The organism is Streptomyces sp. NPDC018019, assembly GCF_044327805.1.
In the GTDB taxonomy this organism is placed as follows: domain Bacteria; phylum Actinomycetota; class Actinomycetes; order Streptomycetales; family Streptomycetaceae; genus Streptomyces.
Genome location: NZ_JBIRGD010000060.1, coordinates 1 through 10,829 on the forward strand (window position 1 = coordinate 1; position 10,829 = coordinate 10,829).

General features: G+C 68.7%; 11 protein-coding genes and 1 pseudogene. 8 read left to right on the forward strand and 4 right to left on the reverse strand.

Going from position 1 to position 10,829, the window contains the following annotated elements; genetic code table 11:
* Positions 1-848: 848 nt before the first annotated feature.
* Positions 849-1,055 carry a hypothetical protein gene (locus ACH4FX_RS42730; protein ID WP_398487286.1) on the forward strand — a complete coding sequence of 69 codons (207 nt, stop codon included), beginning with the start codon at positions 849-851 and terminating at the stop codon, positions 1,053-1,055.
* A 789-nt stretch (positions 1,056-1,844) separates the two neighbouring features.
* Here ACH4FX_RS42730 and ACH4FX_RS42735 read toward each other — a convergent pair.
* A complete protein-coding gene (locus tag ACH4FX_RS42735) occupies positions 1,845-2,024 on the reverse strand; it encodes a hypothetical protein (RefSeq protein ID WP_398487287.1) in 180 nt (59 codons plus the stop codon).
* A 458-nt stretch (positions 2,025-2,482) separates the two neighbouring features.
* Here ACH4FX_RS42735 and ACH4FX_RS42740 point away from each other — a divergent pair, with 458 nt between their 5' ends.
* The 6 genes from ACH4FX_RS42740 (at position 2,483) to ACH4FX_RS42765 (ending at position 6,634) form a co-directional block, all read left to right on the forward strand.
* Positions 2,483-3,253 carry a DUF4232 domain-containing protein gene (locus ACH4FX_RS42740; RefSeq protein ID WP_398487288.1) on the forward strand — a complete coding sequence of 257 codons (771 nt, stop codon included), beginning with the start codon at positions 2,483-2,485 and terminating at the stop codon, positions 3,251-3,253.
* 254 nt (positions 3,254-3,507) lie between these two features.
* Complete coding sequence (locus tag ACH4FX_RS42745; RefSeq protein ID WP_398487289.1) at positions 3,508-4,098, forward strand: hypothetical protein; 591 nt, start codon at positions 3,508-3,510, stop codon at positions 4,096-4,098.
* An 816-nt stretch (positions 4,099-4,914) separates the two neighbouring features.
* A complete protein-coding gene (locus tag ACH4FX_RS42750; protein ID WP_398487290.1) occupies positions 4,915-5,340 on the forward strand; it encodes a hypothetical protein in 426 nt (141 codons plus the stop codon).
* Between the two features lie 194 nt (positions 5,341-5,534).
* Positions 5,535-5,984 carry a transposase gene (locus ACH4FX_RS42755; RefSeq protein WP_398487291.1) on the forward strand — a complete coding sequence of 150 codons (450 nt, stop codon included), beginning with the start codon at positions 5,535-5,537 and terminating at the stop codon, positions 5,982-5,984.
* A 224-nt stretch (positions 5,985-6,208) separates the two neighbouring features.
* Positions 6,209-6,436, forward strand: a complete 228-nt coding sequence (locus ACH4FX_RS42760; RefSeq protein WP_398487292.1) for a hypothetical protein — start codon at positions 6,209-6,211, stop codon at positions 6,434-6,436.
* Between the two features lie 3 nt (positions 6,437-6,439).
* On the forward strand, positions 6,440-6,634 hold the full coding sequence (locus tag ACH4FX_RS42765; protein ID WP_398487294.1) for a hypothetical protein: 195 nt from the start codon (positions 6,440-6,442) through the stop codon (positions 6,632-6,634).
* Positions 6,635-7,208: 574 nt separating this feature from the next.
* Here the strand turns inward: ACH4FX_RS42765 and ACH4FX_RS42770 are convergent.
* Both ACH4FX_RS42770 and ACH4FX_RS42775 read right to left on the reverse strand, forming a co-directional pair.
* Positions 7,209-8,006, reverse strand: a complete 798-nt coding sequence (locus ACH4FX_RS42770) for an Rmf/CrpP fold protein (protein WP_398487295.1) — start codon at positions 8,004-8,006, stop codon at positions 7,209-7,211.
* Entirely contained in the window at positions 7,951-8,295 is a 345-nt protein-coding gene (locus ACH4FX_RS42775; protein WP_398487297.1) for a hypothetical protein, read from the reverse strand. Before ACH4FX_RS42775 ends, ACH4FX_RS42770 begins: the two co-directional genes overlap by 56 nt.
* Before the next feature lie 236 nt (positions 8,296-8,531).
* Here ACH4FX_RS42775 and ACH4FX_RS42780 point away from each other — a divergent pair.
* Positions 8,532-9,394: pseudogene (locus ACH4FX_RS42780) on the forward strand (IS5 family transposase).
* Positions 9,395-9,409: 15 nt separating this feature from the next.
* On the opposite strand, the gene ACH4FX_RS42785 reads toward ACH4FX_RS42780, so the two are convergent.
* On the reverse strand, positions 9,410-10,531 hold the full coding sequence (locus ACH4FX_RS42785) for a serine hydrolase domain-containing protein (RefSeq protein WP_398487299.1): 1,122 nt from the start codon (positions 10,529-10,531) through the stop codon (positions 9,410-9,412).
* Positions 10,532-10,829 lie beyond the last annotated feature (298 nt).

Consider the following 10,829-nt stretch of genomic DNA (forward strand, 5'->3'; position numbering starts at 1 on the left):
CGGAACAACTCCCACAACTCATCGGGTACCAGCCGTTCCACCAAGCCCACCATGAACGGCTCAACGACTCACCAGCACCAAAGGAAACGCTGTCTAAGTGGCGTTCTGGGACGAGAGGCACCTTGGGGACTGTTTGCAGCGAGGCAAGGACGGGATGGGCCATCCGACGGCGGCGGACAATGGCCCAAGGGCGCGCTTGCCGAACGCGGACAGACCGGCCGGTGTGGCGGCACAACCGCCGGGAGCAGGCACCGACACCGGGTGCGCGCCCACACGTGACGCTTCAGGACAGTGGCCTTTCCGGGTGCCGGATGTCGGGTTAATGCTCCCGGTAGGCGATCTACTCGGGCGGGCGGTAGGCGTGGACCGAGTCCGTTGGGCACCGGTGCAGTCGCCTTCCAGAGTCGGCGGGAGATCACCGATGGAACTGGTCCCATGCCGATGGCCCGATGGCGCACGGAGGAATGCACCATCGGTCCCAGACCCGACCTCAGGCCGCAAGCACCTCGGCAAGAAGCCTCACCTCCCGAAGTAGGGATAGGTCCTCCGTCAGACGGCCGCCGATGACCCATCTACGGCCGCGGAAGCAGCACGTCAGCTCCTCGCCGAGCAGCCCTGCGCGGACGCTGTGCAGCTGCAGTGGCGCACCCCTGCTGAACCGCGAAACTCCGCTCCACTCGACACGGTGCCCGAAGGGGCCCGCGCGACGCTGACCACGGCCAAGCACGACCGGTGAACCCGAGTCGGCGGCACCCGGTGCCCCGGCAGGCGATCGCCGTGCTGCGGTCCCGGGCGGTCGTTCCACTCAGATGGGGCGCCCCCGACCAGCCTACGGGCGGCTTTGGATTGTGTGTGCCGACCTTGCCGCCGGTCACGACGAGGAGGCGGTCACCGAGTACACCCCCGTCCTGAAGTTCCTGAGCGACCTGGAAGACCGGGTGTGCCGCACCGTGCTTGCCCAAGGCGTCGGCCCGACGTCCGATGAGGTCGCCGGGGCGATTCGGGCCAACCCCGGCATCGCCCGTGCGGCAGCCACCGCGCAGAAGCCGACCTGACGCTGCCCGAACGCGTGCTGCTGCGGCCGGACGGCGGACGGGTCCTCCCTGGCCTGACCGTGGCTATTGGGGTGCAGGAGAGGGGTTGGCGCCAGCACTGGGGCCGGGTTGGCTTCGAGACGTGGATGGTGAAGAAGGGCCCGCGCGCCGTAGGCCGGCAGCTGCGTTGAGTGATGGAGACCGCTGTGCGTCCGCTGCTCGCTCGGCCAGCACGCGGCCTAAGCGGTAACCAGACGAAGAGATCGTCCGTTGTCTTGATCAGCCCCATCACCATTGCCCTGTTTCCTGCACATGAGCAACATGAGCTGTCCACGGGGCATCGACGCCCCGGACGGAGAGGTGTGTTCATGAACCGGGTGATCGCCAGTACGTTGACAGCCGTGGTCATGGCCGGGGCAGGAGTCACGGCTACTGCAGGAACGTCGTCCGCAACGTCTGCCGGCACAGCGAGGCTTCTCTGCGCGATGGTTTGGCACGACGACGTCACCGTGGGCGTCAAGTGCGTCGGAGGCTCGTTCATCGCAGCGGTCAGGTGCGAGAACGGCCGGTTCCCGAAGGGCGCGGTGGCAGCCTCCGGAGCCATCTCTTACGCTTCCTGCGCCCCCTTCAATTCGTCCCTGGAAAAGCCCATCAAGTGGTCAGGCCTTCCGGCATAACAAGCTGCGCCCCACAGCGGCAAGGGGGACTCCTTACTGAAGGGCCGCCCGACCCTGTGCCTGCTCGTCCGCGAGACTCACGCAACTACCTGGTCAACCGTCAACGATCCCGAAGCTGAGGGCACATTCTCGGCTACCTCCGCCGCCGTATGCCCGCCCCTTCCCTATACCACCGGCCGCCGCCGGGACAGCCGACTGCGGTCTTCGGGATGAGTTCGCGGTCGGTGGGCTCGGAGGCGCTGCCCCGGTCGCCGCTGGTCTGGAGGGTGGCCTGGTATTCGGTGCGGCCGTCGGCGTGGTCCAGGCGCGCCATGACGAGCGCGTCTTTCCAGGTGCTGTCGTCGTAGACGTACAGGGCCGACCGGCTGCCGGGCGACCAGCACTAAACCTGCGGTAAGGGTCCGTTCCCGGGCCGCCACGGTGGGGTCTGCTCAGGCTCGTCGATCTGCTCGCTCACGCCGTCCATGATGTGGGTGAGCACTGACAGTCCCGGGGCTGGCGGAGGCTTCCCCGGCCCGGGCCCTCCGGGGGCTCAACGTCTGCCTTTCTGACCGGCCCAGCGCCTTTCCGCGGCCGGCTGCGGTCGTTCGATCTACGCCTATGCATGGTGGCGCGATGAGTTACGGCCCCGGCCTGTTGTGGCCCAGAGAAGGGGGCTGGGAATGTGTTAGCCGGGTGTTAGTGGCACGGCAGTCTCGTGCCGGCGCCCCCGGACAGAGTGGATGACGTACCGAAGAGAAACATCACCAACTGCCCCGGGGGGAACCCGAAATGAGCTCCACCGCCACCCGCACCGCCCGTCGCCGTACCCTGCGTCTCGCCGCCGCGGCCCTGACCGCGGCCGCCGGCCTCGCCCTGACCGCCTGCTCCGGCTCGGACGCCTCCGGCACGAAGGCCGCAGGCCAGGAAGATGCGGGCCTGGCCGCCGTGGAAGCCGGCGGCACGGACCCCAGCCGTACGGGCTCCTCCGCCGACGCCCAGGGCTCCGACACCAGGGCGGACAGCGGCGCCAGGGCGGGCTCCGGCGCCAGGAGCAGCACCGGAACCGGATCCGGCTCCGCGGGCAAGCAGTCGAGCGGTTCGCAGGCCGCGCGCGGCGGCACGGCGGGCTCCGGCGTCCAGCGCTGCCACACCTCCGGCCTCAAGGCGGCCTTCGCCATGGGCGAGGACGCGAGGCCGGACCCCGACGCGAGCGGCGGAACGACCACCAGCATCGTGCTGACCAACACCAGCGGCCGCACCTGCACGATCGGCGGCTTCGCGGGCGTGGACCTCAAGCCGGACGCCGGCGGCCCCAGCTGGTCGCCGGCCCGCTCCTCGGCCCGGCACGGCTCGATCACTCTGGGCCCCGGCGACAGCACCGACTTCACCATCAGCCTGGGCGTGGCCAAGGAGAACGAAGAAGGCTCCTGGAAGCCCGCCACGGTCGCCGTCACCCCGCCCGACGAGACCACCTCCCTGACCCTCAAGTGGCCCTGGGGCCCCCTCATCCACCAGGACGGCGCCACCCACCCCGCCACCTTCGTCAACCCCATCGGCTGACCCACCTGTCCGCACTGCCCTGAGGTCCGGTCAGGACGGCGGGAGGGCCGACCGTGACATCACGTGCTCCTGTGCGGGCGAGTCATCAGAAATTACGTAACGCATTGCGTAGATCGCGCCCGAACCACGCGGTGACGCCGTTCCGAGTCCGATCATTGCTCAAGAACCTGATAAGCCGAGAATTCACGGTCTGGAACCCCATGACACTGGAGACAAAGACTCCAAGGGGCCTGAGGGCCGGGGAAGAGATTTCCATGAAACTGCGCCGCGCCCTGTCGGCTTCGATCGCGACGGCCGCCCTGCTCCCCGTGGCGGTGGCCGCCGCGCCCGCCTCCGAGGCGGCCCCTGCCGCGGAGCTCCCGAAGTGCTCCGACGTCGGGCAGCCCCACAACGACACTCTCGTGGGCCGCACGTCCGGCATACCCGAGACGATCACTCTCGGCACTGCCTGGACGACGTACACCGCCACGCTCACCAACACCTCGGCGAAGGAACTGAAGTCGTTCGGACTCAGCGCCAGGACGGGCAGTTACATCTACAACCCGGGTGAGCGCGACCTGAGCCCGTACAGCGATCTGCAGTACTGGGACACCTCCCAGCGCGCCTGGAAGACGCTGCGGGATGCCGATGGCAAGGCCCGCGGCACCATTCCCGGGCCGAAGACGCTGAAGCCCCGTGAGTCCGTCCATGTGCAGCTGCGCTTCCGGGTGAGCAAGGCACTTCCGCTGGACCAGACGTACCAGGGATACACCGGTCTCACCGGCACCTTCATCGACCGCTACAACAACACGGACTGCATGGTCCACAGCTACGCCGAAGGTGAGTTCTACCCTCCGCAAGGGTGAAACCTGTCGGGAAGCCTACCGCCGCCGCGACGCACCGCACTGCCCGCACGCGGTGCTCGCTCGACAGCACCGCATAGCGGGTGCGTGATGCCGAGTTCCGCGTGCTGTCCGTCTGGGTGCTCTGCCGCTGCGGGGCGAACCGCGAAGTGGCTCTTGTCCTCGTCGCCGTGTGACTGCGGGCCCTGCCGAATCTAGCTCCGGTGGGACAGCTGCTGGCTGCTGGATGGTGCGGCAGTACCGGTCAGCCCCTCGTCACGACGGCTCTGAAGGTGCTGCGCAACACGGCCGAAGACAACTCCGAGCCCATGGCAGTAACCAGGGGTGTCCCGGGCCAGTCCGCCCGTTCTGGCCCGGGACGCTGCCGCTCTGGAGATACGCCTTCAGATCGGTCAGCCTCCTGCCGGAAGCGGGCGCATGACAGTGGCGTGCCGCACCTGCAAAATCGGCGGCTTCACGGGAAGGACCTCAAGCCCAACGCCATCGGCCCCGCCTGGTCCCTGCCCACTCCGTGGCCAAGCGCGGCTCGATCACCTCCGCCCCGGCGACTCCACCGCTTTCACCGGCTTCACGATCAACCTCGGCTGGCCAAGGAGAACGAGGAGGGCTCCTGAAAGCCCGCCACCGCGGCTGTCACCCCGCGCCTAACGAGACCACCGCTCTGACCTTGAAGTGGCCCTGGGACCTCTCATCCACCAGGACGGCGCCACCCACCCAGTCACCTTCGTCAACCCCATCGGCTGACTACCCCGAGTCAAGAGCACCCCAGCACCACGACTCGAAGACCACACAAGAGACACGTACGAGCGAGGGAAGTTCATGATCGAGACGAAGAAGACCGGAATGAAGACGCGGGGCGCCCGAGTGGCCGTAATCGGTGCACTGGGCCTGGCCTCAGTGGCGCTGGCCGCCGCGCCGGCATTCGCCAAGGGCGGTGTGGAGATCACGGCACCGCACACGGCGCCAGCCGACATGACCTACACGGTTACGGCGCACGGGGACGACGATGCTTCCGACTACCTGCGGATATGCCTGGAGAGCCGCAGCGGCGGTCAGGCCTGGCACCAACTGACCTGCGGCGCCGTGGCCGAACGAGGGACCGAGGCCAAGGCCACCGCACACGTCACGGCCGCGCACCGCGGCGCCCAGCAGTACCGCGCGGTGGTGTACGGTCTGCTCAGCCCGAACGACCGTCACCCCGTACGCCAGCGGACCTCCGGCCCGGCGACGGTGAACATCCGCTGAGTGCGCGTTGCCGCTCGCTGCACGGCGGTCAGTGCCGCCTGCCCGGGGCGGGGCACCTGGTCGACTCGAGTGCATAGCTGCTACCTGCGGTTTCCTGATGGCGCACCGAGCGCCGGACGAAGAGAAGAGTCGTGCGCCAGTTACGAGTTCGGCGGTTCTGCTGCTGCAACACCATGTGCACCCGGCGGACCTTCGTGGAACAGGTACCCGGCCTCACCCGCAGGTACGCACGGCGCACCGAGCGGCTGCGCTCCACCTTGGCCGCAGTCGGTCTTGACCTGACCGGACGGGCCGCCGTCCGAATGGCTTGCTTCCTCGGCGTGTTCGTCAGCCGGAGCACGGTCCTGCGCCTGGCCGACGCCCTGCCCGAGCTGAAGGCGCCCGCGCCGCGGGTGGTCGGCGTCGACGAGCACGCCATCCGCAAAGGCCGCCACCACGGCACCGTGCTGGTGGATATCGAAACGCGCCGGCCGATCGATCTGCTCCCGGACCGGGAGGCATCCAGCCTGGCTGCCTGGCTCGCCCAACGACTCGGTGTCGAGATCGTCTGCCGGGACCGCGTGCCCTTGTTCGCCGAGGGTGCCGCTGCCGGAGCGCCGCAGGCTGTCCAGGTTGGGACCGGTGGCACCTTTGGCACAACCTAAGCGAGGCCGCCGAGCGGAGTGTCGCTGAGCACCGCCGCTGCCTGCGTGTCCTGACGCCCCCGGCGTCTCAGCCTGGATCCCAGACCGCTCCGGCGCCGGACCCGGCGGCGTCGCCATGGCCGACAGGCCACCGCTTTGCCGACCGGACCCGGGCCCGGCACGCAGCCGTCCACGCTCTGCTGGAGGCAGGACACAGCCGGCGCTCGGTCCAGCGGCAGATCGGCATGGCCTGGCACACCGTCACACCGTTCGCCGAGCCGGAGGACCTGTTCATCGGCCAGTGGCAGAGCCGGTCCTCGGTTCTCGACGACTACAAGCCCTACTTGGATGGCCGCTGGAACGAGCGCTTCACCAATGCGTGGAAGCTCTGGGAGGAGAACGTGCCGCTCGACTACACGGGCAGCTACCAGCGCGTTCGCGCCTACCTGCGCGAGAAGCGCACCTCGCCATGAGCGGTGACCGCCCGGCCGCCCCCGCCCCGCGTCGTCGCAGGGTGGATCCTTCGGCACCCGGACACCCTCAGCGAATCCGGGCAGCTCCAGCCCAAGGCCGTCCGGACGCACTGCCCTGAGCTCGACGCACTCACCCGTCATACCCGGTCCTTCGTGGCCATGCTCACCGGCCTCCAGGGCGAGCGCCTGCCGGACTGACTCCCGCCGTCCGGCAGGACGACCTGCCCAGCCTTCATACCCTCGCCGCAGGCATAGACCGCGACCGCGACGACGTCATCGCCGGCCTCACATTGCCCTGAAATTCCGGCGTCGTCGAAGGGCATGTCAACCGCATCAAGACGCTCAAGCGACAGATGTTCGGCTGAGCCGGTTTCAGCCTGCTACGCAAGCGCGTATTGCTGGCCGCCTGATCAACCGCCCGGCTCCCGGTGATAGGACTTCCCTCTACGGAAAGATGTTGTCGGACGCTTACCTGGTCCAGCTGGACCTGGACACCCTGATGGCTGGCATCGAGGCTCCTTCGCTTCCCCGCTGGGTGGGCTCGCGCGTGGTGAGTACTCTCAGGCCCGCGAGCTGTTCGACCTTGTGCTGGAAGAGTTGGGTCTGCTGCCGCTGGCCTCGGCTGATCTTGCCAAGGCGCGCCCGGTTCGGTGCCGGGGGCCGAAGCGGGGGCGTGGCAACTTCGGGCATACGGAATCGGCCTCCGAGGGCGTGTAGACATGGGAAAGGGCCCGCCACCGGCGGGCCCAAGAGGTATAGAGGTGTTTGCGGCCTACTCGGGAAGCTCCCACACCTTCGCTTTCAAGCGGACCGTTCCCCCGCCTTCAGGGGCCGCAACCACTTTGATGTAGGCCGTGCGTCCCTCGGTCGTCTGCACGCAGAAGCGGGCGCCCCTCGACATCTGCGAGAGATACGTGCCGTTCTGCTTGATGCGCTCAGCGCAGGCCTTCTCACTGGGCTCAGGCTCGGTAGCGGGCAGAGCGGCTAGCGTCTGCGCCCCTCCGTCCATGCTGATGTCAGGGGCGCCGGTAGTCATGCTGATATGGACGTCTGTGCCTTTCGGCTCCGCGGAGATGGCCGCCAGCGGCGGAATAGCGTCAAGATCGATGTAGCCACCGCCTGTCGTTCCGGCGATGGACAACTCAACCGGCCCTGACCGCACAGGAGGGCGCCCATTGCTCTGCCCGTCAGCACTGGGCGCGGCTGTGGTCTCTGCCTTGGCAGTTGAACCAGGAGACGGCTTGGCTGCTGAGGACGATGGTGTCTCTGAGCCGCTGCTGAGCAGTGTGACAAGGATGCCCAGGAGAGGAATAGCGATCCCTACGACCCACCACGCCCACTTGGGCGGGTGAGCGCGTGCGGAGTCATCGCTGGCGTGCGATAACGATGACGAGGGGCGGCCCGACCCGCCATCAGGATCTTCGCTCATAGCCACACAACCTAGAGCGGAGTGGCTCCGTCGGATAGTGGTGCGGGCCTTGGCGTAACCACGCACCCACGCCGAGCGGCGCAGATCACCGCGCGGGTAAGGGCAGACGGTCACGGGCTGACGTTCGCGGCCGGCCGCCACGCCCTCTCAGAGCCGCAGGCGGCGGGGCGGGCGGGTACCGCCGGTCGAGTTCGGCGGCGAACCGCTCGACGTCGTCCTCGGTGGCGTAGCGCATGGCCCAGCCGAGCAGGTCGTCGCCGACTGCGGACAGGTCCGCGACCAGGCGCCCCCCCGGGGGGAACAGTGCGCCGATCAGGTTCCGGCGGGCGTCGGCCAGGGCGGCGTCGAGGTCGCGCCGGTCCATCTCCGCCATGACGCGCATCAGATTCGCGTCGGGCAGATGCCCGGACACGCGGGCGAGTTCGTCCACGCTGCCGCGCCTCAAGCGCGGCGAGCCGTGGTACGAGTTTGCCGTCGACGACTACTCGCGCCGGCGCACCCGCTACCCGCAGGTGTTCAGCCGCTGCCCGGGGCGGCCGTCCGGGGCGACGGGCCGGCCCACCATCGTCCCTCCGCTGCCCCGGTTAAGGCCGCCCGCGTTGCCGGTGGGGGCTGGGAGCTGGCTGTAAGTGGGCCTTGGCGCCTAGGCAGTTTCGTTCGGATCTTCTGACCGTTGGTCTGAGTGTGCCGTTGACTGACGCTCAGTGGGCGGGGATCGAGTCGTTACTGCCGGACCGGGCTCCGAAGCGGGGCGGCCGGTGGCGGGATCACCGTGAGGTGATCGATGCGATTGCCTGGAAGTTCCAGACGGGTTCGCAGTGGGTTGTTCACCTGTCGGAGAAGTTCGGCAACTGGAGAGGTGTCTACAACCGGCTGCGGATGTGGGCCGTCGACGGCATCTGGCAGCGTGTCTTCACCGTGTTGATGGCCCAGGTCGATGCCGATGGGTGGTCTGAACTGGGCCATCTCGGTGGACTCCACCATCGTGCGATCACACCAGCACGCGGCTGGGGCCCGCAAAGGGGGCGCAGCCGGCGAGCCGGACGACCATGCCATCGGACGGTCCCGCGGCGGGCTGAGCACGAAGAACCATCTCGCCGCCGACGCACACTGTCGCTCCCTGACTTTCGTTGTCTGCGCAGGACAGTCTGGCGACGCTCCCGCCTTCGTGGACGTGATGGCACGCTTGCGTGTTCCCCGCCGACGCGGCCGGCCCCGCACCAGACCGGACGTGGTCCTGGCCGACAAGACACTCCTCACGCGCCATCCGCGGGCATCTGCGCAAGCGCGGCATCCGAGCGGTCATCCCTGTCCCGGCTGGCCAACGGGGCCATCGCCTACGGCGAGGCAGCCACGACGGCAGACCACCCGCCTTCGACCGCGAGGCATACAAGCAGCGCAACACCGTCGAACGATGCATCAACCGACTCAAGCAGTGGCGCGGCATCGCCACCCGCTATGAGAAGACCGCGACCATCTACCTGGCCGGACTCCACATCGCAGGCATCTTCCTCTGGTCCGCACGTTGATCGAAACGAAACTGCCTAGCCGCACAGCGCGTCGTCGAGCGCCCTGTCGATGGGCTTGCCGATGCGCTCGTCGGCGGGCCAGTCGGCGAGGTTCGCGGAGAGCACCACGCGCCGCTCGCCGTCCCGCGTGGTGAACGCGAGCGTGGCGTAGCCGGGGATGCCGCCGGTATGGCCGATCGCTGTGCGCCCGCAGCTCAGCTTGCGCTCCTTGAGCCCGAGTCCGTACCGCGCGCCGGGCTCCCCGGTGGCCACGGTGCGGTTCATCTCCTTCCACTGCGCGGGCCGCAGCAGCTCGCCGGACGTCAGCGCCGTCAGCAGCCTGTCCATGTCGCGCGGGGTGGAGACGATCTCCCCGGCCGGGCCGGCGAAGGACGGGTTGAGGGCGCTGATGTCAGCCTTGCCCAGGTAGCCGTGGGCGTGCGGGCCAGGGATGGCGGAGCGGTCGCCGGGTACGAACGTGTGGCGCAGCCCCAGCGGCGCGATGATCCGGTCCCGCACCTCGGCGGCGTACGAGCGGCCGGTCACGCGCTCGATGATCAGGCCGGCGACGAGGTAGTTGGTGTTGGAGTAGCCGTAGCCGGTGCCAGGCGGGAAGTCGGCGGGCCTGGCCGCGGCCCGCCGCACCTGGTCGGCCACGTCGTAGTGGCGGAAGCGCGTACGGATGAGCTCATTGCCCTGCGGCAGGTCCCGCGCGACGTCGTGCAGCCCGCTGGTGTGCTGGAGCGCCATCCTTACGGTGATCCTGTCGCCCTGGGGTACCAGCCTCGACGGCAGATAGCGCGAGAGGGGCGCGTCCAGCGACACCTTCCCTTCCCCGACGAGCTGGAGCAGCGCCACCGACGTGAACAACTTGGTGGCACTGCCGATGCGGAACTGCCCGTCGCGCGGCACCGGAGCCCTCCCGGCTCTCTTCGCGCTGCCGGACCTGGCCAGCCAGGTCCGGCCCCCCTCGGTCACCCTCACCTGCGCCCCGACCGCGCCGCTCCGGGCCAGCAGGTCCAGATCGTGCTGGACCTCGCGGGCCGTACCGGCCGTACCGGCTGTACCAGAGTCGGACGCCGCCGCGGCGGGGAGGGCCAGGGAGCCCGCCGCCGCAGTGGCGAGCAGGCAGGTGAGCAGAGTACGGGAGACGCGCATGGTGCCCCTTTGGTGCCGTGTGCCGAACGATTCCGTACGCCCATCCCACGCCCCGCTTCTCGGCAGGTCACTGGGGCTAACCCCCGTCCTGGGGTACGGAATTCCCGAACCTCATCTCAGGTGCGGGGAGTAACGGCTCAATTCGCGCCCACTGCACGTCGGTCAACGACACAGCAGGCCAGCGAGCAGATGATCCAGACGAAACGGCCTAGTAGTGCTTCGTTAGGTTCTGGTCTTGGTCAGTGGGCGGCCGCAGGTGGTGCAGGTTCCGGTCCAGCACCGCAGGAGGTCCTGCAGG

Excerpts from the sequence above, each read along its gene's own strand:
- ACH4FX_RS42735 (WP_398487287.1), bottom strand. The coding sequence starts at position 2,024 with ATGGCGCGCCTGGACCACGCCGACGGCCGCACCGAATACCAGGCCACC.
- ACH4FX_RS42740 (WP_398487288.1), top strand. The coding sequence starts at position 2,483 with ATGAGCTCCACCGCCACCCGCACCGCCCGTCGCCGTACCCTGCGTCTC.
- ACH4FX_RS42745 (WP_398487289.1), top strand. The coding sequence starts at position 3,508 with ATGAAACTGCGCCGCGCCCTGTCGGCTTCGATCGCGACGGCCGCCCTG.
- ACH4FX_RS42750 (WP_398487290.1), top strand. The coding sequence starts at position 4,915 with ATGATCGAGACGAAGAAGACCGGAATGAAGACGCGGGGCGCCCGAGTG.
- ACH4FX_RS42760 (WP_398487292.1), top strand. The coding sequence starts at position 6,209 with ATGGCCTGGCACACCGTCACACCGTTCGCCGAGCCGGAGGACCTGTTC.
- ACH4FX_RS42785 (WP_398487299.1), bottom strand. The coding sequence starts at position 10,531 with ATGCGCGTCTCCCGTACTCTGCTCACCTGCCTGCTCGCCACTGCGGCG.